We start from the raw sequence: 22,503 nt of genomic DNA on the forward strand, positions 1-22,503 counted from the left end.
TGGAAATCAGCCGTCCCATCCACACGAAAAACAAGGATTTTCTTCCTAGGTATTGTGAAAAAACTTTGTCAAATCTTGTATAGGTATGTTAAAGTAATAGATGTTACCATTTTTACAAAGTTTCATCAGGACTCTCTAGGAGGTACTTATTGTAAATGTTAAGCAGTTTATCTCAAGGTATAAAAATAAGTATCACTCGTTCGATTAAAACGGCATTTGAACAATACATGGCCAAAATTTCATGGGATGAAAAAGCGTATTCCTTCGAAGACTTCATGGATGAATGGAGAACATACATTCATACAAGCTCTTCCTGGTATGGCAAAGTGGACAGCGACATTAAATCGAGTCCTGAATTTCATGAAGAATTGGCGGCTAAGATTAATGAAGTGATTGAAAAGATCTTTTCAGAAGAACCGACAGCCGATCAATTGGAAGAAATGGCCCGCTTGCAAGAAGAAATGAACACGGATGTGGATTTCTCCTGCCGAGCAGAAGCCAAGTTTTATATCGACCTTTTGAACGATCAGCTAAAAAAAAAGAAGAGCAACTGATGCCTGCTAATGAATTTGAGCTATCCCTTGCAGCGCTTCTTTATTACCATGTATACGAAAAAGAGCTACCAGTCCGCGACTATCGCAAGCAGGACATTCAATATATTATCCAAAAGCTTCATCATAAAATCGATACCGGCCGCGATGAGCTAGAATCCGGCGTTATTCATTAAAGAGCAGCCTCTAACAGCTGCTCTTTTTTAGTATGCTTTGGCAGAATCGTCCCAGCTGCTGGAGAGGGGATCACGCTTTTTGGACGGGCGGGACGTTTTTCCTTTGTTTGAGGCGGTTATTGAAGGCATCCACTAGTTCTTCTCCGCTGATTCCCTGGCTAATCAGGTCAGAGAGAACTTGCTTAGCGTATTCGTTGCGCATTTGCCGGAGTTTCCCTTCTAGGAGAATGTTGATTCCGTCCTGCAAGATGTTCATCTCCCTCATTTGCGCTGAAAAGAGAGCAGGATCGTTGTTCGGATGTGTGATCAGCACCTGAACTTTCATCTCTTCTTGGTTTTCATGCTGGCGAAAGGCTTCTTTGTATTTAGGATCAACAAACAGCTCAATGAGCCACGACCGCTTATCATCCTCTCGATTGATAATCAATCCATCCAACAACTCGATTTCCTGGGCATCACCTTGCCAGGCGAGATAGAAGCCGGCAATCTTAAAGGTTTTCATGCAAGTATGCTCCCTTCCTTGTCAATTGCTTCCTAATCAAAAGTATAGCACGTTCTGAAGCAGAACCATAAAAACTTGAATAGACAGGTTTTTTTATGTTCTCCAAAGTAATCTGTCTTTTTTCATAGAAATCCCCCAATTGTTTGGATATGGCCGCATGTAAAAGAAAAAATGCATCGTTTACTCTTCGGGGTTCCTTGATTATGATGAAGGCATCTTTGAGGAAAGGGGGGATAGAATGATCAATCAGGTAACGCTCGTTGGCAGGCTTACAAAAGATCCGGTGGTAAAGTATACGTCGGATGGCCGGCCGCTGTTAAATATGACGGTAGCTGTAAACCGGCCGTACCGCAATCAGGAAGGGGTGGCAGAAACCGATTTTATCTATTGCACAGTTTGGAATAAATCGGCTGAGAACACGGCAAAATATTGCAAGAAAGGATCGCTCGTTGGCGTACTTGGTACGATCCAAACACGGAATTATGAAGATGAAGCTAGAAAGAAAGTATATGTTACCGAAGTAAATGTTCATACGGTGCGTTTTATGGATAAAAAACGTTCTGAACCTTCTTCTGAGCTGTTGCCGATTTTGACTGTTCCTTAAGGAAAAGAGAGAAGGAGAAAAGAATGAGTGCAAATGAACGTTTGGAAAAAAGATTAGAAGAATTAACTTTCTGCCTCGGCAAAACTCTTGCCAGACTTCGTGTTGTTGAAGAGAAGCTGAACAGGATCGAACAGCAGAAACTTCAAAACACTCCGCAACCGGCCACTCCACGATTGTCATCCCTTGTTCAATAATGATTTTGCAGTAACCATCCACTCAGCGAAGCCGAACAGGCTCCCCGATTGACCGATCCCCGGAAGATCGTCCCCAACTAAAAAGAGCCGGTTCTTCCTCAGAACCGGCTCTTTCGTATGGATTAGGTTAAGGTCAAAAGCTCTTTTAATTCGTTATCCGTCATTTCGGTAATCCACTGGTCGCTGCTGATGATTTCGTCATTCAGTGCTTGTTTTTTCTCAAGCATAGCATCAATTTTTTCTTCGAGCGTTCCGGTCGTAATCATTTTATGCACATGAACAAAGCGGTTTTGGCCGATACGGTACGCCCGGTCAGTCGCCTGGTTTTCAACGGCAGGGTTCCACCAGCGGTCAAAGTGGATGACGTGATTGGCCGCCGTCAGATTGAGACCTGTGCCGCCGGCCTTCAAAGACAGAAGAAAGACAGGGAAATCCCCTTCCTGAAACTCGGCAACGAGACGGTCGCGCTGCTCTTTCGGTGTGCCACCGTACAAGAAAGGCACCTTAAAGGCGAAGCGCTTTTCAATTTCTTGCTTTATCATTTCTCCCATGCCGATATATTGAGTGAAAATTAAACAAGCCTCCCCGCGATCAATAATGTTATTGATCAACTCGACGAGCTTATTCATTTTTTCGGAGCGTTCCACGAGATGGGCTGGCTCCTGTTCTTTTAAATAAAGGGCCGGATGATTGCACAACTGTTTAATTTTGTTCAGCATTTGCAAAATTAATCCCCGTCGTTCAAAGGCGGAGAGCCGCTGCACTTCCTCCATCGTTTCGTTGACGAGCTGCTCATACAAGACAGCCTGCTCAGTGGTGAGCGGGCAATATTCCTTTTGCTCCAGCTTTTCTGGAAGGTTCAGCTCCACATCCGGGTCACTCTTTGTCCGCCGCAGCAAAAACGGGCGTATTTTGGCCTGCAGCTGTTCAATTCTAGCGGTCAAGCCGTCTTTTTCAATCGGCGTGATATAGTGCTTTTGAAAGTGAGCAAGGCTGTTTAAGTAGCCATGGTTCGTGAAGTCAAAAATTGACCACAATTCAGCGAGCCGATTTTCCATTGGTGTTCCTGTCAAAGCGATATGATGCCGTCCTTTCAGCTTTCGCACAGCACGCGATTGTTTGGTTTGGGCGTTTTTGATGTTTTGCGCTTCATCAAGCGCTACCGTGCTCCACTCCACAGCTGACAAAGTATCAAAATCGAGATGAGACAAGCTGTAAGTCGTTAAGACCACATCGGCTTCGGATGCCAGCTGTTTAAAGGGATCTCCTTGCTTCCGGTTGTTCCCGTAGTGGGAAACAACCCGCAAGCCGGGAGCGAAGCGTTCCAGTTCCTTTTGCCAGTTTCCAAGAACGGAAGTCGGGCAAATAATCAGCGCAGGCGCTTGAATCGGCTCCTGCTGCTTGACATGAAGCAAGTACGCGATCAGCTGAATCGTTTTGCCGAGCCCCATATCATCCGCCAGTACAGCCCCGAATCCGCATGAGCGCAAAAATAACAGCCAGCTCATGCCAAATTGCTGATATGGCCGCAGCTCAGCATGCAAGCCTGCGGGGGCCGGCAAGAGTGGGATAGAAGAGCCGTCTCTCAGCTGGGCAATCATTTTGCGGAAAGAGCGGTTCAGCTCAATCTGAATGTGGGCAAACAGCCGCGGATCGGTCCAGTCATCAGCCGGCTCCTCTTCAGGAACAAATTCCTGCTCCAGCAGGTCTTGCAAGCGGAGCCCTTCTTTTTTGGCTTTCTTCATCAGGCCTTGAATTTTGCGCACCATTTCTGGGTCTAATTGAATCCATTCTCCATTTACCTTGACTAGCCGGCGGTTATTGGCCGTCAGCTCCAGAAATTCTTTTTCCGATAAATCAGCGCCGTTCATGGACAGCCGCCAGTTAAAGTCCAGAATAGCCTGCAGCCCGACAAACGAAGGACGGCTTCCAGCGGTTGAAGAAACCTTCGCAGAAAGCGACAAGGAGGCTTTCCGGATAGATTCCCACCAAGATGGCAGCAGAATAGGGACGCCCAGCTGAATTAGTTTTTCGCTCGCTTCCGTTAGAAAGAGAAAAGCTAGCTCCTCTGGCAAGCTGGATCGGAGAGTGCCGTCGTTTTCCAGCCACGGAAACAGGCGCAGCCAGCGGGTTTGCTCTTGCTCTGCTTCTGGAAGATAAGTCTGCCAGCTTTTCGGAACTCTTTTATTCAAAAGGTATATCTTTTCAGTGTCTTTTCGGTTAATCAATACTGGTTCAAGTATCCAATCTTCATTGTCATTGGCTGGCTCTATTAGGCGCAGGCCGGCAGTAAATGGGGCGCTGCTGTCTTCAATGCCAAGCCACTGGCGCCAGCGGCTGGCATCGAAATAGCGGTTTAATTCCTCGGCGGTCAGCTTTCCGCCGGCCAGCCGGCTGACTTGTGCCTGAGCGCCGCCGGCTGCTTGAAAGGCCTGTTCGGCGCAGGTTTGAAACAGGGAGGAGACCAATTCGCGATTGCTGATGCCGGCAACAGACTCTTCCCAGAAGCCAGGGGCAAATTCCTCCCATACAGAGTCCGGAACTTGAAAGATTAAACCGTCTTCATGGAATTCCGGCACAAAGCCGCTCTCGGCGACCGCTTCATAAATAGCCGGTGCCACAGCGAGGCTGAAGTCTCCGGTCTCATCCCATTCCCAGCGGATGAAGCGGTTGAACCGTTCGCTTTTGAAGAGAGTGGCCCATTGCCAGGCTGTTAGGAGAACACCGGCTTCCCCGTGGTAAGAAGCTTCCTCCAGCAGGGAGCCGTAAAAGCTTTCCTCATGGCTGAGAAACAGCTGTTTGACCCATTCGGACGGGGGAAGGGGTCGGCCGTTTTCAGCGGCGGCTTTAAGAAAAAACTGCTGATTGTTGAGCCATTGACTATGAATGATGATCGTTCTTGTTTTAAGCATCCGTTAACTGACCCCTTCTGCATTCTTCCTGGAAAGCCCGCAGCCGTTTTTTCTGCTCCAGCAAGATCTGAATATAGACGTCCCAGCGATCGGGCCGTTTTAATTTTTTGTACAGCGTGCGCAGCCTTTTCAAATAGCGGACGGCTTTTTTGTAGCTTGCCCGGTTGCGTTCTTCAATTAACCGCAGGATGCCGTGGTGATAAAGCGGCAATACCTCCTCGGGGGCGTGCTTGGCTGCTTCCTTCAGGCCGTTGCGGTCAAGCTCAGGCAGCTCACTGTCCATCCACAGCTGAAGCTCCACCCATTCTTTGTACCGGCCGGTGTGAATGAAATAAGTGCTCAGTTCGGTATAGCTGTATGGAAGCATGTGCTCCAGCAGGCTTTTGTAAAGCACAGGCTCTTTCTCCATCAGCCAGTCGGCATCAATGTACGTTAAGAACCAATGGACAAACCGCCGGCTTTGCATGCTGCCTTCCTGTTCCAGCTGCTCTAAATAGCCTTCCAGCTTCTGGTCAACAATCTTAATGAGCATGCGCGCTTTTTCAAAGGCTTTTGTACGAAACGCTTCCATCAGCCAAAACAAGTACAATTCGACTCCTGTATCCGGCAGCTGTTTGGCGAAATCGGCAAAGCCGGCCAGATCATCGGCCAAATAGAGGTGATGCAAGTAGCCGATCGCCACCGACATTTCCTGTGCATCCTCCAATCGAAGCTGAAGACGCAGCCGCTCCTCTTTCCGCCACGCTTCCCGCTTAAATAAAACGGTCCACAGCTGGCGATACAGATCGGTTTGCTGGCCGGCAAATACATGGTTCTTCACCGCCAGCAAGCCAGCTGTTTCCTGCCGCAAAAAGTGGATATATGGATCAAACTCAAAAGGCAGGGCGCGCAGGCCGAGATCTTCCGCCGCCTCTGACGCCTCCTCTACTAAATAGAATAAAAAAGAGGAACAAGAGCGCTGCAGCACGGCTGGCGGGATAGAGGCATCATTAAATAGATTCGTAATAAACGACAGCAGCCCAAAGCTTACATATAATTCATAAAGCGGCTGCCATTCCCTTTTCGTTGGCCGCTGCGTTAATAAATGTTCATAGACATGCTTGCCCTCGTATTCAACGATATAAGGGTTTTTTTCAACGGAATGGACCGCCAGCCGTTCACGGGCCGTCCGTTCGATGCGCTCCATCCACGCCTCCGGTCCCTCATTGCCGGCCGCCGCTGCTTTCAGTAAATCGCTTGCCCGCATGACACCGGGAATAGCGAGGGGCTGTTGCTTTCCTCTTGTTTCCCATTCGTTCAAGCATGCCTGGGCAGACATTCCTGCCTCCTGACAGGCTTGAAAAAAAAGAGCCAGCTGATGAATACACCAGCCCTCCTTGCGGCAAGAACAGCTGCTTAGCAGCGGAGAGGATAAATCAAGATGCACCCGGAATCGTTCACCGTCCGGCTCAGCAACCGAGCCGCTGACGAGCCCGGCAGATACGTGGCTTAGTGCCGCCTGTTCGTTCAAGTACCGTTGGAACCCTGTTTCCATCAACAATTGATTGCTGGGAAGGGAGGAGTCTAAGCTGGTCTTTAATTCTGATTTGAAATCTTCTAATTGACTTTTCATGAACGCCAATTCAACAGACATATATAGGTGTAACCTCCTTAAAGGGGCGATTTCCGTAACAAAATCAACTGCTTCTAAAAACGTGCTCGCAGAAATTTCATATCTTCTCATTATAAAACAAAAAACAAGGAGAAAAAAGATGGTTTGCTAAAACCCAAGCTTCTGCCAATGAAGAGCAAAAAGACGAAAAAAGGAGAAAGATAGAAAATTCAGTATCTTTTCGTCGAAATTACGGTTATTACGAATTTGTGGCAAATTAAGGATGAAACTATCTTTATTTAATTTTAAAGTAATATTATTCAATTAAATTTAAAAGGAGGTTTTCCTAGATTCACGTTTGTTTTTAAATAGATATGTTAGAATGGAAAAAAATAAGAAAGGAGGTAGAGGTGTGAAGAAAAGAGCTTTTTTAGTCCTTTTGTCATTTCTTTTGGCCATTCCTCTATTCGGAGTTAATAATACAGCGAAAGCTGCAACCACTTTTACAGATGTAGGCGCTTCCCACAGGGCAGCGAAGGAGATTTATTATTTAGCGCAAGGCGGAATTGCCCAGGGGGCGTCAGCTACTGAGTTTGGACCGAATAAACGGATGACCCGCGCAGAAGCTGCGGCATTGATTGGCCGTGCGTTGCAATTGAACGGCACTAAACGGGTAACTTCTTTTAAAGATGTGGGCTCAGGCATGTTTGCTTCAGGCTACATTCAGTCTGCCGCTGAGAAAGGCATTCTTTCCGGATACAGCGACAAGACATTTCATCCTTACCAAGAAGTAACACGCGGTGAAATGGCTGTTATGATCAGCAAGGCATTTGGATATGAATATGGCAACACGCTGTCTGGTGCGGCGAACGCACTGAAATCCCGCGGCATTGCTCAAGGGAAAACAGACGGCTCTTTTGGTGCGAGCGAACGGATTATCCGTGCGGACTTTTCCGTCTTTTTGGCGCGCGCAATTAACCCTAAATTTCGTTTAGTGGAAAATACGGTTACTTTTAAAGATGCTCGCTGGATTAATGTAGACAGCTTAAATGTCCGTACAGGGCCAAATGACGCGTATCCGAAAGTTGGAGCGGTCAAGCAAGACCAACAAGTAAAAAGCGCTTATAAAGTAGGCGCATGGAATTACATTCAATATGGATCTATCGAAGGATTCGTACACGGCTCTTATTTGCGTGATACTGCTGAAGCGAAGCCAGCCGGCGTCGATCCGCGCATCGCCAAGCAAGTAGTGGTTCTTGATCCAGGGCATGGCGGCCGTGATTCCGGTGCTACCGGGTTTGGCATTTATGAAAAAAATGTTGTGCTTGATACAGGATTGAAGGTCAATAACTTATTCAAGCAAACGCCATTCCAAGTGAAAATGACACGTTCAACCGATAAATTTGTCGAATTAAGAGACCGTGTCAGCTATGCAAAATCTGTTGGCGCCAATACGTTTATCAGCATCCATGCCAATGCCGGGGGCGGAACAGGTTCAGAAACCTATTATTATTCCGCTTACAAAAATCCAAACGTAGCTGACAGTAAACTGCTCGCTACAAAAATTCAAAATCGCCTGGTGGCTGCATGGAATTTAGCCGACCGCGGCGTGAAAAACGGCAACTTCCATGTAATTCGTGAAAACACGATGCCGGCTGTGCTTGTCGAGCTTGGTTTTATCGACCGCAAAGCTGACAACGACAAACTCCGTTCAGATTATTGGAGAAACGCAGCGGCCAAAGCGATTTATCTCGGCACTTTGGACTATTATAAGGCCAAAGGCTACGAAGTAGATGGTCTGTACGACGTTGTAAAATAGGAAAATAATAAAATAGAATTCTACTAAAATAAAAGTTACAATAAAGGGGAGGCAGCTTGCTGCCTCCCCTTTATTGTAGTTCAGTGAAAAGAGAGGTGTTCGCTTTGGGTAAGACGATGAAATACATTCTTCTAGTGTTTGCTGCGCTTCTCTTCCTTCATATTTTCCCTGCAGATGCAAATGCAAACATGATTGCGAAAAAAAGAGCAGTTATTTTATTTAATGAAGAAGTGGATCGTCAGTTATTAGAGAAATATACAGAAGATATTAAGTATGTATTTGATGAATTGCCGGCGGCGGCTGTGGAGTTAACAGACGCCCAGAAGAAGCTGCTCGAATTTTATCCGGGCATCCATTCAATCAGGTACGACAAACCCGTGCAGCAAAGCGCCCAGCGGGTAGAGTGGGGCTATAAAGCTGTGGAAGCCGACAAGCGTGTGCCAGGCACATTGACGGGGAAGGGGATAAAAATCGGCATCCTTGATTCCGGGATTGATACAAAGCATCCGGATCTTCAAGTAGCCGGCGGCGCTTGTATGATGAATCTTCTTCGCATAGACGGCTGCAAAAATTCTTACAATGATGACAATGGGCATGGCACTCATGTCGCTGGGATCATCGCCGCAAAAAATAATTCGCTGGGCGTAGTCGGCGTGGCGCCGAACGCACAAATTTACGGAGTGAAGGTGCTCAACAAATTAGGTGACGGCACGACATCTACTATGATGGCCGGGGTGGAATGGGCCATTAAAAATAAGATGGATATTATCAATATCAGCATCACATCGCCTTTTGAAGATGATTATTTGCATCGGATGATCCAGCGCGCCTACGACAGCGGGATTCTCGTGGTCGCTGCTGCCGGAAACGAAGGCAAGCCGCTGACGGGAGAACCATCCTCTGTCCAGTACCCGGCTAAGTTTCCGGAAGTGATCGCCGTTTCTTCTATAGATGAGAGCAAAAGGCATGGCCCGCTTTCTTCTATCGGCAAGGAAGTAGAGCTTGCCGCTCCGGGAGAAAGAATTTACAGTACTTATCCGACAACGATCAACACAACGGAAGAAGTTGGGTATAAAACACTTTCAGGCACTTCGATGGCCTCTCCTTATGTAGTGGGCCTGGCTGCTTTGTACAAAGAAAAATATCCGGATATGACAAACAAGCATCTCCGCATGCTGCTGCAAAAAAATGCCCTTGATCTCGGGGCGCCTGGCAGAGATGATTTCTTCGGCTACGGTCTGGCACGAACAGACAAGAATCCGGCTGACTCTGCTGTGAAGCTGTCTTACAGCACGGACGGCAAAGGAAAGATAACGATGAATACAAGCGAGGCAGCGGCTCAATTCACCACTTATAACGTTTACCGGTTCGACAGGCTGATCGCAAGCGGAATCACCTCTTCGGAATTTGTTGACTATGCGACGCAAGGGACGCTGCAATATTATATCCATCCTGTAGTAAACGGGAAGGAAAGCCAAAACTTTGCTTCGCTGAAGGTGACTAACCCGGCGCCGGCGCTGAAGGACGTTGTGCTCGATAAGTGGTATAACCGCTTTATCGCTTATCTTCACCATGAAGGGATCATGAATGGCTATACAAACGGCGAATTCCGGCCAGAGCGCTCGATTTTGCGGAGCGAGGCGGCCATCCTGCTTGGCAACGCGCTCAATCTGGACGGCACCAAGAGAAATACAAGGTTCAAAGATGTAACGGCGGCTGTCAGCTCCTCCGGCTATGTGGAAGCATTGGCGGAAGCGAAGATTATCTCCGGATTCCCGGATGGCACGTTCCGCCCGAATGAGCCGGTCACCCGGGCAGAAATGGCGATTTTGATTGCAAAGGCTTATCAGATCGCCGGCCAAACAACCGGTCCGTTTAAAGATATTAATTCGAAAGTAACCGGCTATCAATATATCAATGGCCTAGCTGCCAAGAAGATTATCAGCGGATTTGAAGACGGTACGTTCCGTCCTTCTGAGGCGATTAACCGCGCCGGCTTCGCTGCTTTCCTGGCAAAAACCACGAACGAACAATTAAGATAAGACAGCTGCCCGTGAGAACGGGCAGCTCAGACTACAGACAAGCTTCGATGAAAGTCGAGTTTGCCTGTAGTCTTTTTTGTTGTGCGCGGGAAGGAGAACGATCGATTTCCATTCCAGGCGCTTCACTTTCCGCGGCGCGGACGCTGGGTCTAAGAAATCAGTTAATGTTACAAAAGTGTTACAATGTTGCATTTTAATGTATATATCGATTAAAAATAGACATTTTCCTTCAAAGTCTGCTATTTCTATCAAAAGAAGAGATTGGAAGCGTTGTAAAATCAGTGTTTTTGTAGATTACACAGGGAAATGGGAATGTAACGCAAACGTAAAAGAATACTAGGTTTATATTTGCTACAATAACCTCAGTGAGAAAAAACAGGAAAAAAAACAAAAATTTTTAAAACAATGCAGGGGGTTTACAGTGGGTAAGTTTAAAAAAATCGTAGCAAGTGGATTAGCTTCGTTTATGTTAATGACAACCGCACCAGTCGCCATACCAGCACTTTCGCATACAACAGAAGTTCAAGCAGCGTCACTCGGACAATCATTAGTCGATTATGGAAAGAAATTCATGGGTGTTCCTTATGTCTTCGGCGGCACAACGCCAAGAGGCTTTGACTGCTCAGGCTTCACACAATATGTTTATAAAAACACAGCAGGAATCAAGCTCCCAAGAACAGCCGATCAGCAGTACAAAGTAGGTACAGCTGTTTCCAAAAGCAAGCTCGTACCTGGAGATCTAGTATTCTTTGCTAATACATACAAGCCGGGAATCTCCCATGTCGGCATTTATGCAGGCAACAATATGGTATTAAACGCTACTACAAAGCAAGGAATCGCTTTAGTTTCCTTAAACAATTCTTATTGGGGCCCGAAATATGCCGGCGCAAAACGCGTAGTTGAATACTATGACGGCTTTAAAGACGTTACTAAAAACGACCCGACATACAATGCGATCATGACGTTGACTGATAAAAATATCATTCAAGGATTCGACGATTATACCTTCAGACCGGATCAGCCGGTGACCCGCGGACAAGCGGCAGCGATTATCAACCGCGTATTGCAGCAAAAACCTGTCGTGATGAGCCACTTCAAAGATGTTCCGAAAATGCACCGTTTTGCAGTAGACATCGCAGCGATTCGTGAAGCAGGCATCATCAATGGTTTCCCTGACAAGACGTTCCGCCCGGATGAATACATGAGCCGTACGGAAATGGCGGTTATTGTTCAAAAAGCATTTGAATTAAAGCTTGGCAACGCAGGCGCTGCCTCTAACCCATATGCTGAAATCAAGAACTCTTACTGGGCATACGAAGCCATCGTAACGATGAGCGCTATTGATAAAACAGGCATTTTCCAAACGGAAAAATATTACGGCGACCACCGTGCAACGCGTGAAGCGTTCTCAGCCGCTATCTATAATGCCATGAACGCTAAATAAGTAGAAGACCGATAGCCTTGGAAACTATTCCTTGGCTATTTTTTAATAAAGATGATATAAAAATTATCCATTTATTCTATGAAATTCTTTATTTTATCCGATAGAATAAAAGAGTCCCAAAAAGCGAAGTTTCCTGAAAGGAGTAGGACATGAAGAAAAAGAAAGTACTAGCTCTAGCTATGTCACTCAGTTTATTATTCCCGGCTTTTACACCTTTAAACGCGAAAGCGGCAATGAAGGATGAGATACAGGCAATGATCGATAAGGGGGTTATGCAAGGGTACCCTGACGGGGATCTCAGACCTTATCAAAGCGTCACAAGAGCCGAATTTGCAGCGTTCTTAACGAGAGCCCTGGAATTGCCTTCAGGACCGTCAACCTTTAGAGATGTGCCGCCGTCCTTGAAGCTGGCTTCCGGCGTCAATGCAGCAGCAGCAGCGAAAATTGTAAACGGCGGATCAGACGGCCGTTTTCATCCAGATGCTTTAATCACAAGAAAAGACATGGCGCTGATGATCAACAATGCGCTGAATTACTTGAACATCAATGTAACATATGAGCCGGCGCCTTTTACAGATATTAATGACTTAAGCTCTACTCATAAAGTGGCCATCGGCAAAAACTATAAACTCGACATTATTAAAGGGTATTCGGCCACTACGTTCAGCCCGCTGGAAAATGTGCGGCGTGATCATGCCGCCGCCTTTATCTACCGTTTGCTCGAAGCTCAGAAGACATCGGGCAGCACAGATCCGGTAACTCCAACCGATCCTGAGCCGCCGGTTGATCCTGAGCCTGAAAATCCAGGGCCAGCCCCGGCGGATGCCTATCAAGTCGCAACGATTGATGCGAAAGGCACGATTACCTACGCTTCCGGCTGGTACACAAGCTTTGATACGGCTAAGCAAGCGATGGGCCAGCGCGGGCAGGAGCTGATCCTGAAAAAGAATAAAATTATTCATATGCAGGAAAACAGCGGCATCGTGTTTGTAAGCAATAGCGGGGCAACGGTGAACTTATACAGCGATCCCGGCCTTACGAACGCGAAATCATATGCGACAAAAGGGTCAGAGGTGAAATATGTTACATCGACTGACAGCTATGTCAAAGTTTCGCTGGGCGGCAAGGATTACTATATCAAGCCTAGCGACGGCCAGCTCGTGCCATTTGAAGGAGCACCAGGCCGCAGCTTCTACCGGGTAGTCAGCGGCCAGTTAGAGCATCATATCTATCAGCCTGCGACCAAAAACTATGTCTCTTATGTGATTGGAAAAGCGCCGGGCTTCCTGAGCGCAGGCCAGAAATATTACAGCTGGGATAATGCGACGTTCTACAATGATCAAGGAAGAATTGTCGGCAAGGGCTATCAATACTTCCAGCTTCTTTCAGCCAGAACGATGACCAATTATACAGCAACAGAGTTGAATACCTTCATTAAACAAGCACTGGCGGAAAGAGAAGCAACCGGCTATGCTAAATATAAAGACGCAACGAAAAAGAGCAAGCTGATCGGGCTTGGCACGACGCTCAAAAAAGTGGAGTCGGAAAAACGGATTAATGCTTTGCTTATTTTGGCGATGGCTATTCATGAAAGCGACTATGGCATGAGCGCGCACGCCCAGAAGAATAATAACTTATTCGGCATTGCCGTTTACGACAGCAAACCGGAAGAAGGAAAGTCGTTCCCGTCACCGGTGGAATGTGTTTACCATCTGGCGGACGGCTACCTGAATGACCGCTATGTCGTGCCAAATCCAGCAGGCGCCTGGAAGCAAAGCATTTCTAATGGAGCGGCGCCTGGAAACAAAGGGGTCGGCATCAACATGAAATACGCTTCCGATATCGCTTGGGGCGGAAAAGTAGCCGGCCATATGTACCGGATCGACAAAGCCCTCGGCAGTAAAGATTTCGGAAAATACACCATCGGCTTAACGAACGTCCAAGGATTAAATGTGCGTGCTTCTGCGAATGGAACGATCCAATTTACCTATCGTGAAGCTGGCATGCCCGTCATTATGTTGGGTGCCCCTTCCTCAGGATGGCAAAAAATCATTTCAGATGACCTGAAATATAAAGAAGGCTACGTATCCTCTCAATACGTTACACCGCTTCCAATCGTAAAATAAATAACAACGCCCCTCTCCGGCAGCGGAGAGGGGCTTCTTTTTGGCTTTGTGTGCGTAAAGGCGGGGGGATCGCGCGTAAACAGGCTGGTTGCGTGCATAAATTGCTGTTGTTGCGCGCATAAATGGCCGAGAACCGCGCATAAATGGAGAGCAACCGCGCATAAACACCAAAAAAGAGCGATCCGGCTATTGCTGGATCGCTTTTCGTTTGCTTTCAATCAGTGTTTGCAGCATGCGGCTTTTGCTTCCTCCGAGTGCCTGCCATTTTTTCTCATGGCGCTCTAGGTCATCTAGCGTTAATTGCTCATAGTCGTTGCCGTCGAAGGTGAGGTCGCGATTGACCTGGTACCAGAGATCGCCGTTGGGGCGAATCCACTTTGTGCCGAGCGATTCGACACCGAGGCGGATTTGCCGGGCGGCCAGCAAGTATTTCTTTTGCCCGGTGGCCTTATAGGCATCGATGAGCAGATTGGCTTCGCCGAGCGCATGATTCAGTGAAGTGTGGATAAATTGCTTGCCCTGATGCGCCGAATAATAATCGGCTGGCAAGTATCCTTTTGGCGTGTGAATAATGTTATCAATCTTAATTAAATTCAATAAGTAATCCGCATAGTCCGTCAAAGCGCCTGTTAATTCTTTTTTGTCAAATTCTTTGCCGATCCGGTACAAGTACAGGGCGATCAGTTCATTATGGCGCGTATCCAAATAAGGAGAAGTAATCTCATACTTTTGCTTGAGCCAAGTGCTCGTATATTCCGTTTTCCAAACCGTGCTTTTTTGCTGCTGGCGATATTCGAGCAGGTTGGCTGCGGATTGGACCATTAAATCATAAAAATAACGGTCACCGTACTTGAAATAGCGGTCAATGGCTTCTTTTTCAATGAGAGTGCCGAGATGACGGCCATAGCCTTCCTTCGTAAACGGTTCGATCGACCACGGCAGCTTCTTGATGGCGCCATCGACGGTGAACCAGTTATTGACCTCTTTATAGTGAGCATGCTGAAAGTCAATCCAGCTGCTCAGGCCGTCTCCGTTTTTGAACAGCGGTTCTTTAGCCAGCAAAAACCACTGTTCGGCCAGCTGATTCGGCGGGGCTTCCAAGGAAAAGGAGAAGCCGTCCATCTTATGCTGAAGCGTTTCTTTTTCCGCTGTCAGCTCCCGCACTGTGCTTTGCTGTCCGTTCTCATACAGCTGTGTTTTCACGGCGGATTGATACTGCTTGCTGACAACCGCTTCGTATAGAAAACGGCCGTCTGCTGAATAACGAAGCAGGCCTGACGGCGGAGTGGTCACATCGTTGCCGATGACCGGATCGTGCTTGCGCTCTTTGATATCCCGGCGCCAATTAATAAAATAGTAGTCATTCGCCTTGGATTGCTGAACGTTTGCCTTCAAGGAGAGCGGTTCATTGGTCGCGTTTCTCAGCTGCATCATCACAAAGCGGTCGCCATTGTCAATCGTCCGCACCTTTACCTTCAGCTTGCCGCGGTCTTTCCAATCGTACACATAAAGAACGTCTTTATAAAAGGACGAGAGGCTCGATTCCTTTGCGTTTTGCAGGGTTAAGTCGCGAGAAAGAACTAAGTCCAACTCGCCGAGCGGCACGGTTTCGGCAGCTTTCGCCGGGCTGCTTTTCGGTTCCTCTGTGCAGCCTGCCAGGAGAAGAATGGCTGTCAGTGCCGCCAACAACCAACCTTTCATTCAATTCACCTACTTTGCGTGTGCTTTTCTTTTTAACAAATGAAGTACTTGATTGAAGCCTTGCTTGTAAAAGAAGAACAGGCCGGCTGTGTAGAATACTACACCGAGCGGCACGATAATCATGAGCTGCCACAGGGAATATAAATGGGAGATCGGCGTCCATGTTTTCAGCAAATACAGCGGGAGAACCATGAACGCGGTCACAACCGCTACGCGCCCGATCAGACCAAACAGCCGTGTCGCTTCCTTCTTATCAAAATCTTTATAGACAAAGATGGTGCTGACGACGAGATAGTAAATAGAAACAAACGAGCCGGTCAGCGCCAGCCCCGGATAGCCGAAGCGGTCGACAAGCAGCCAGTTGAGCAAGGCATTTAAGGCAATGGTCGTCACGCTGATCCGAAAAATGATGCTTGTTTTTCCGCGCGCGTACATCGATTTCGATACGATATACTGCAGTCCCTGGGTGACAATCGTCGGCAAGTAATAGACGAGGGCGAGGTACGTGTTGTACGTATCGTCCGCGGTGAATTTTCCGTGCTGGAAGACGAAGGCAATCACTTCCTGCCCGACCAGGAAAAATCCGGCCGCAATTGGCGCCAGCGTTAAGAGCGACACTTGCATGCCCATGAAAAACGTATCCTGGAACTTTTTCTTGTTATCAATCTGTTCGGCCAGCAGTGTAAAAATAATGACCGCAATCGTCGTGCCATAGATCGTATGCGGAATGCTCGTAATCAAGGTGGCGTTGTTGATATACGTCGCTGCCCCTTTAATCGTGCCTACCGCGAACGATTTATTGACAAACATATTAATCTGGCCAACTACTGAATTGAGCAGGGAAGGGATGAGCAGCACGAGAAAAGTCCGTTTATACTCTTCTTCCACCTTCAAAGCCGGGCTCCAGCGCCAGCCTTTCTTCCGCAAGAAGAACAACTGAATGAGAACGCCCAGAATCGTTCCGAAGATAAACCCGTAGGCTAAGCTGTTAATGCCCCACTGATCGGAAAACAACAGGGCGAAAACGGCCCCCATCAGTGTGGCCGACAGCTTGGAAACTTGTGAAGGGACAAAAATCCGCTGTCCTTGCAAATAGGAATCCAAAATCCCGTTCAAGGCGATCACGCTGATAAACAGGAAGAAAAATTGCGTGATCGAGATGGCGATCGGTGCGGTTTCCGACGACATCTTTCCATAGATCAGCGGGACGAAATACGGCGCCAGCAGCCAGCCGGCTACGGAAATCCCTAAGAACAGCAGCACCGTCCAGTTCATAATCGCATTGGCGTTTCGCTCCGTCTGCTCCGGATTCTCCTGCCGGTTTTTGACATACAGCGGCAAAAACACATTGTTAAAGCCTCCGGAAATCATGGCCAGCGCCAGTGTAATAAATGAAAACGCCAGCACATATCCATCGGTCTCATAATTCGCTCCAAACTGATTCGCAATAACACTCTCTCTTAAAAAGCCTGCAAACTTCACTACAAGTGCAAGCAAACTAAGCCAGAGAGCCGTCTTTTTCAACGACACAAAACCCACCTCAATATATAAAATAGGAATAAAAAAACCAATACTTAATAATACCGTAAATTGGCTTAGAAGTTAAGCGCCGTCTCTGTATAGATAGTTGCGCGCGTAAGTGGGGGCTTTGCGTGCATAAACAGTGTCGCTGCGCGCATATTTGCGGGAATCCCGCGCATAAATCCCCCTTCCGCGCACACAAAAAAACGCCGCGGCAGGCGGCGCGGCGATTAATTCATTTTCCAAATAGAATAATTTAATCCGAGGGCAAATGTGACCCAGGCAGCGTAAGGAATCATCAAGCTGCCAGCGATGCGGTCCGCCTGGTAAAACTCATAGGTCGTTAATGTGATCATGCCGAGGAGCAAGGCGATTTCGGCAAAAGCGGCTCCCCGCAATCGCCATTTAAAAAACAAAAAGGACCAGAGAAAGTTCAAGCCCAGCTGAATGTCGTAGGAAAGCAGACGCTCGTTCGTCTTCGCTGATACCCGGTAGCGGGCGATGCCCATGGCGGTGTACAGACCGGTCCACACGGCGGGGAACACCCAGGATGGGGGAGAGAAATCAGGCTTTTTTAATTGCTTATAGTCTTTTGGGGCATTTTTGGTGGCGAAGAAGCCGACTAACGACCCGCCAATCACAGGCACCAAGACGCTTGCGGCCAGTTTTCCCGCGTGTACTTTTCCATTTACTTTGAATAATTCCATGCAATCACTCCTTTGCTTCTTACTCTATCTATTGCTTACTTTGAGCACATTTAAACTTTATCTTTGGTTCCGCTTTTCAATTGATATATAATGGAGAGTGGGAAAATAGCGGAGTCAGGGGGGGAAATCAATGGAATTAAATAAAGAAATGTATGCGTTTTTAACAAATAAGGCAAGACAGCTGACCGAAGAGTGGTATGCATCATTGGATAAAAGCGATCCTGACGGCGTGTATGCTTCAGATGATCCGGACGTCATTGCAGAGTTGAAAGAGCAGAACTTTCGGTTCCATGGGTACCTGTGCAACCTGTTGATTAAAGAGGAAGAGGCCTTTTATAAAGAATTTGATGAATGGATTTTTGACGTGTCAAGAAGCAAGGACCATGTGAATACGCCGATCCACTTTATCATTCGTGAATTTATGAGGGTTCGCTTGCAATACATGAAGTTCATTGATGAGTTTTCTCAAGAAAATGAACATGTCGATGCTGCCCGTGTGAGTGAGTGGAGGGACAAGTTCATCAAAGCCTTTGACAATGTGATCTTGAAATTCACTGAAGAAACGTATGAGTATCAGGCCAAAAGGCTCGAAGCTCAGCGGGAAATGATTAACGAACTCAGCTCGCCGGTCATCCTGCTTAAAGGCGGAACCGCTTTATTGCCATTGGTTGGCGATATCGATACGCAGCGGGCGAAATTCATTTTGGAAAACACGTTAAATCAATGCGCCAAGCTGCGGGTGAACCATTTGCTCATCGATATTTCCGGTGTTGTTATGATTGATACGATGGTGGCTTATCAACTGTTCCAGCTGATTGAAGCGCTGAATTTAATCGGGGTGAGCTCCACTTTATCCGGCATCCGTCCGGAAATCGCCCAAACCGCGGTTCAGCTTGGATTGGACTTTGAATCTATTCATACCGTGAGTACGTTAGCGCAAGCGCTTCATTTTTAAACTAGCTCCAGAAGAGAGGATCTTCTGGAGCTAGTTTCACAAGAAAGGGGAAGAGTCTATGATTATGAAAAAGCGGGGAATTCCGCTGAAGATTCGTAAGCTGGAAGCCTTAGCCCGCCGGCTTCCTGACGGCCATCCGAAATACCGCGACATACAGGCGGAACTGGAGAGAAGCCGGGCCGGCCACCGCGGGGAGGAGGCGCTCGATTATCACCTCGCCTTTCTCCGCGACAGGGAGCCCATGATCTTTCACGGTTTGCGTCTCTTAGGCGATAACGGCTATTTCTTTCAAATCGATACGCTGCTGCTTTATCCGAACATGGCTGTGATCCTGGAAACGAAAAATATAGCAGGCACCTTGTTTTTTGAGCAGGCGTTCCATCAGCTGATCCGCATCCAGGAAGCGGGCGAAGATGTGTTCTCCGATCCTCTGCTGCAGGTCAGCCGCCAAAAGAGGCAACTCCAATCCTGGCTTGCCGGCCAGCACTTCACTGACCTCCCCATCGCTCCGCTAGTTGTCATCAGTTTTCCTTCAACAAAAATTACCGCTGATCCGCATCATAAAGAAGCTTTTCGTCAAGTGCTCCACGCCGCGGCCATTCCCGAAAAAATCGCAGCCCTTCATCTGCTGCACCCGGTTCCGGTATGGACAGAGCAGGAGAGGGAGCAGGCTGCCCGCCGGCTGCTCGCCAGCCATACTCCCCATCATCCTGATGTTCTGGAAAAATTTCAAATCGTCCCGGCCGAATTATTCACAGGGGTGCAGTGTCCGGCTTGCCGCTGCCTGCCGATGCTGCGGGCGCGGGGAAGGTGGCAATGTCCGCGCTGCCGGCATCAATCCTGTGACGCCCACGTTCAAGCCCTCACTGACTACTCGCTGCTTCACGAACGCACAATCACCAACCGGGCCTGCCGGGAATACCTGCAACTGGATTCCCGCTCAACCGCTACCCGCCTGCTGAAGCAATTACAGCTGCCCTATACCGGCAGCCTCAAGGACCGGAAATATTTATTGTGAATGTGCGCGCTGTTGGGGTGGATATGCGCGGAACAGCAGGAAATATGCGCGCAACAATGGAAAATACGCACGCAACACGCAAAATACGCGCGCAATCCCCCCAAATACGCACCCAACCCCCAACCCCACCTCCCGCGCAAAAAACCATCCCCTGCCTGCAGGGGATGGTTGCTTTATTTCGCTCCGAGGTAAATTTCCTCATACTTTTCAGCGGCTGCTAAGTGGGAGTACTCCGCTTCAATTTTGGCGCGGGCCCGTTTGGCGAGCTCTTGGCCTTTTTCCGGATGATCAAGCAGCTCGATCATGGCGGCGGACAATTCCTCCACGTTCTTTTCTTCCACGAGCAGGCCGTCGACGTTATGGTCGACGATTTCCTTCAGGCCGCCGACAGCACAGGCGATCAGCGGCTGGCCGGAGCCCATCGCTTCGAGCGCCGAAATCGAGGTTGCTTCTTCCACGCCGGCAGAGTGGACGCTCGGCACGAGCGCCACATCAGCCAAAGCGTAATATTCCTTGATCACGTGATGCGGAATCGCTCCGAGCAGCGTGACGTTGTTCTCGATTTTTCTTTCGGCGATCAGCCGTTTCATTTCTTCCATTGCTTCGCCCGTACCGGCATAAATCAACTGGGCGTTCGGATATTTCTCAAGCACCGCCGGCAACGATAAAATCGGATAGATGACGCCGTTTTTCTTCGTTAACCGCCGCGGCACGAAGAACACAGGGGCATCGGCAGGCACGCCATGCTTTTGGCGGTACGCCGCTTTATTTTCTGTATCCGGACGGAAGTCGTCCACGTTAATAAAGTTGCGGATCGCCGTGCCGGACACACCCGCTTCCCGTTCCACATATTCTTTAATGCGCGTATCGACCGTAATGATCGCCCGCGTGCTCCGGTATGCTTTCACTTCTTCTTCCATTAAGAAGCGTTCTTCCGGGCTGTCCTTTAAAATATTGCCGGCGCTTAAGGCTTCATACGTTAAGTAGCCGTGCACAGTGGAGACAACCGGCATCCCGGCATCCAGCGCAGCAAATGTCGCATACACTTCCTGCGCATTCACGATGTCGTAGTTTTTGTGCTTCACTTGCTCCATCAGCTTTTGCAGCATCTTCTTCCGCGCCTTCAAGCCGTAGACGAAGCCTTTTCCTTTGGACAGCTTATTCATTAAAAAGCCGGGGCCGCGCACCTTCGCTTTTTGTTCAAACTCGGGTATATCAGAAAAAGAAAGAACATCCACTTCATGGCCGCGCGCCTCTAGCCCTGCTTTCAGCGTGGCCACGTGAACCGACAAGCCGCCGGTGTGTGGGTAGTGGTAGACCGTCGCAAGCAAAATCTTCATGAAAAACCCTCGCTTCACATAAATTTTTTCTTTAATAGTTCAATATTTTCCAAGGCCTCTTTACGCATCTGGGCCGCATTGCCGGCAACGACCTGGCTCAGTTCGCTGCGGTGAGCAAGCACATAGCGGGCATTTTCCTTCATCTTCTCCGGATCAAACGCTTCAAGAGGGAAGGAATACTCCCACATGCCGGAGCGCTTTAACAGGCTTTCCACTTTTTTGTCATAGCTGATGCCGATATGCGGCACATGGGAAAGCGCCGAGAAAATTAACGAATGCAGGCGCAGGCCGATCGTCATTTCGCACTCGCCGATGAAATTCAAGTACTGGTTCGGCGTGAAGTCGCCGCCAAGCAAGTAACAGTCATCCGCCCGCTTCATCAGCTCCATCACGCGCTGTGACGCATTCACATCGTGATGGCCCTCCATCGGCACGAACACCGGCGTGATGCCTTCTGTTTCAATCAGCTCATCCAGCACATCCGCCAGCTTGCTGTAATAATCGTCATGCTCAAACCACGGGCGCGTCGAAACAGCTACCAGCTTTTCTGTGCCTGTGAGCGGCAAGCTCTTCAGGCAGGAATCGTCCGGCTTTTTCTGGAAAGCGAAAACGATATCCGCTGTCACCACTGTTTCCGGGCGCTTGACCCCGAGATTATGCAAGTAGTCCTTCGAATACTGATCGCGCACCGTTACAAAGTCGGCGCGATTCGCAAACACCTTCATCAAGATCTTTCCCCAGGCCGAAGTCACAGGTCCGATGCCTTGGGAAAAGAACATCACCTTCGCTCCGCACAGCTTGGCTAAAAAAGCGATAAGCAAATAATAAGGAAGCGGTCCGAACAAGAACTTCGTCGGATATGTATCCTGCAGCAAGCCGCCGCCGCCGCTGATTAATAGATCCGCTTCCCGGAGCGCCCGGACCTTGCCTTTGTTGTCATGGCGCCAGCCCCGGTAAACGGTCTTGACGCGGTGCTCCTTCGCCGTCTGCTCCGGCGATAAGGAAAACACGGTAATATCTATGTCTTTTATCTCATTTCGCAAATTATCGACAATCGCTTCCAGGATCGCTTCATCACCGGTATTGCCCAATCCATAAAATCCCGAAATCACAACCTTCAAACGGATGTCCTCCTTCAAGTCAAATGCTTAGAAAGCTAAAGATCATTTTATCATTGATACCAAGCACATTCAATGAAATTAGTGCAAGCTGAAAATGAATTTGCTATACTATGGGAAGCAATGAAATTCAATTATACTAGCATAGGATCAACTTCTAAAAAGAACCGGCTCGCTGCCGG

The 22,503-nt window shown here is 48.3% G+C and carries 18 protein-coding genes; 10 read left to right on the forward strand and 8 right to left on the reverse strand.

The features are described 5' to 3' along the window. Window positions 1-155: 155 nt before the first annotated feature. Both BBA02S_RS16670 and BBA02S_RS20785 read left to right on the forward strand, forming a co-directional pair. Window positions 156-554, forward strand: coding sequence for a hypothetical protein (locus BBA02S_RS16670; protein ID WP_041113799.1), 399 nt, complete (start codon window positions 156-158; stop codon window positions 552-554). Continuing rightward, window positions 554-727, forward strand: coding sequence for a hypothetical protein (locus BBA02S_RS20785; protein ID WP_156136542.1), 174 nt, complete (start codon window positions 554-556; stop codon window positions 725-727). The genes BBA02S_RS16670 and BBA02S_RS20785 overlap by 1 nt, the downstream gene beginning before the upstream one ends. A 70-nt stretch (window positions 728-797) precedes the next feature. Here the strand turns inward: BBA02S_RS20785 and BBA02S_RS16675 are convergent, their stop codons facing one another. Beyond that, window positions 798-1,229: a YwpF family protein gene (locus tag BBA02S_RS16675; protein ID WP_041113798.1), complete on the reverse strand. Its 432-nt coding sequence runs from the start codon at window positions 1,227-1,229 to the stop codon at window positions 798-800. A gap of 238 nt (window positions 1,230-1,467) precedes the next feature. Between BBA02S_RS16675 and BBA02S_RS16680 the strand changes: the two genes are divergently transcribed. After that, the gene (locus BBA02S_RS16680; protein WP_041095351.1) at window positions 1,468-1,833 is read left to right on the forward strand and encodes a single-stranded DNA-binding protein; all 366 of its coding nucleotides are present in this window, start codon (window positions 1,468-1,470) and stop codon (window positions 1,831-1,833) included. 23 nt (window positions 1,834-1,856) lie between these two features. Then, complete coding sequence (locus BBA02S_RS20790; protein ID WP_156136541.1) at window positions 1,857-2,027, forward strand: hypothetical protein; 171 nt, start codon at window positions 1,857-1,859, stop codon at window positions 2,025-2,027. Between the two features lie 122 nt (window positions 2,028-2,149). On the opposite strand, the gene BBA02S_RS16685 is transcribed toward BBA02S_RS20790, so the two are convergent. Both BBA02S_RS16685 and BBA02S_RS16690 read right to left on the reverse strand, forming a co-directional pair. Continuing rightward, window positions 2,150-4,939, reverse strand: coding sequence for a DEAD/DEAH box helicase (locus BBA02S_RS16685; protein WP_041113797.1), 2,790 nt, complete (start codon window positions 4,937-4,939; stop codon window positions 2,150-2,152). Then, on the reverse strand, window positions 4,932-6,572 hold the full coding sequence (locus BBA02S_RS16690; protein WP_041113796.1) for an SWIM zinc finger family protein: 1,641 nt from the start codon (window positions 6,570-6,572) through the stop codon (window positions 4,932-4,934). Before BBA02S_RS16690 ends, BBA02S_RS16685 begins: the two co-directional genes overlap by 8 nt. 370 nt (window positions 6,573-6,942) lie before the next feature. Here BBA02S_RS16690 and BBA02S_RS16695 point away from each other — a divergent pair, with 370 nt between their 5' ends. From BBA02S_RS16695 to BBA02S_RS16710, 4 genes are all read left to right on the forward strand, one after another. Then, the gene (locus BBA02S_RS16695) at window positions 6,943-8,349 is read left to right on the forward strand and encodes an N-acetylmuramoyl-L-alanine amidase (RefSeq protein WP_041113795.1); all 1,407 of its coding nucleotides are present in this window, start codon (window positions 6,943-6,945) and stop codon (window positions 8,347-8,349) included. A 104-nt stretch (window positions 8,350-8,453) separates the two neighbouring features. After that, on the forward strand, window positions 8,454-10,391 hold the full coding sequence (locus BBA02S_RS16700) for a S8 family serine peptidase (RefSeq protein ID WP_156141467.1): 1,938 nt from the start codon (window positions 8,454-8,456) through the stop codon (window positions 10,389-10,391). A 421-nt stretch (window positions 10,392-10,812) separates the two neighbouring features. Further along, window positions 10,813-11,835: a C40 family peptidase gene (locus BBA02S_RS16705; RefSeq protein ID WP_041113794.1), complete on the forward strand. Its 1,023-nt coding sequence runs from the start codon at window positions 10,813-10,815 to the stop codon at window positions 11,833-11,835. Between the two features lie 149 nt (window positions 11,836-11,984). Further along, window positions 11,985-13,961, forward strand: a complete 1,977-nt coding sequence (locus tag BBA02S_RS16710) for an S-layer homology domain-containing protein (protein WP_041113793.1) — start codon at window positions 11,985-11,987, stop codon at window positions 13,959-13,961. A 186-nt stretch (window positions 13,962-14,147) separates the two neighbouring features. Here BBA02S_RS16710 and BBA02S_RS16715 read toward each other — a convergent pair whose 3' ends face one another. The 3 genes from BBA02S_RS16715 to BBA02S_RS16725 form a co-directional block, all read right to left on the reverse strand. Further along, window positions 14,148-15,662, reverse strand: coding sequence for a hypothetical protein (locus BBA02S_RS16715; protein ID WP_041095340.1), 1,515 nt, complete (start codon window positions 15,660-15,662; stop codon window positions 14,148-14,150). 9 nt (window positions 15,663-15,671) lie between these two features. After that, complete coding sequence (murJ, locus tag BBA02S_RS16720; protein WP_041095338.1) at window positions 15,672-17,192, reverse strand: murein biosynthesis integral membrane protein MurJ; 1,521 nt, start codon at window positions 17,190-17,192, stop codon at window positions 15,672-15,674. A 221-nt stretch (window positions 17,193-17,413) separates the two neighbouring features. Next, complete coding sequence (locus BBA02S_RS16725) at window positions 17,414-17,890, reverse strand: TspO/MBR family protein (RefSeq protein ID WP_041095336.1); 477 nt, start codon at window positions 17,888-17,890, stop codon at window positions 17,414-17,416. 130 nt (window positions 17,891-18,020) lie between these two features. Between BBA02S_RS16725 and BBA02S_RS16730 the strand changes: the two genes are divergently transcribed. Then, window positions 18,021-18,845, forward strand: coding sequence for an STAS domain-containing protein (locus BBA02S_RS16730; protein ID WP_041095334.1), 825 nt, complete (start codon window positions 18,021-18,023; stop codon window positions 18,843-18,845). Between the two features lie 58 nt (window positions 18,846-18,903). Then, window positions 18,904-19,863, forward strand: coding sequence for an NERD domain-containing protein (locus BBA02S_RS16735; protein ID WP_041095332.1), 960 nt, complete (start codon window positions 18,904-18,906; stop codon window positions 19,861-19,863). A gap of 173 nt (window positions 19,864-20,036) precedes the next feature. On the opposite strand, the gene BBA02S_RS16740 is transcribed toward BBA02S_RS16735, so the two are convergent. Both BBA02S_RS16740 and csaB read right to left on the reverse strand, forming a co-directional pair. Further along, window positions 20,037-21,203 (reverse strand): glycosyltransferase family 4 protein, encoded by a 1,167-nt coding sequence (locus BBA02S_RS16740; protein ID WP_041095330.1) that lies wholly within the window; start codon window positions 21,201-21,203, stop codon window positions 20,037-20,039. A gap of 14 nt (window positions 21,204-21,217) precedes the next feature. Then, window positions 21,218-22,324, reverse strand: coding sequence for a polysaccharide pyruvyl transferase CsaB (gene csaB / locus BBA02S_RS16745; RefSeq protein WP_041095328.1), 1,107 nt, complete (start codon window positions 22,322-22,324; stop codon window positions 21,218-21,220). Between the last annotated feature and the right edge of the window lie 179 nt (window positions 22,325-22,503).

This window comes from Bacillus badius NBRC 15713 (genome assembly GCF_001591605.1).
In the GTDB taxonomy this organism is placed as follows: domain Bacteria; phylum Bacillota; class Bacilli; order Bacillales; family Domibacillaceae; genus Pseudobacillus; species Pseudobacillus badius.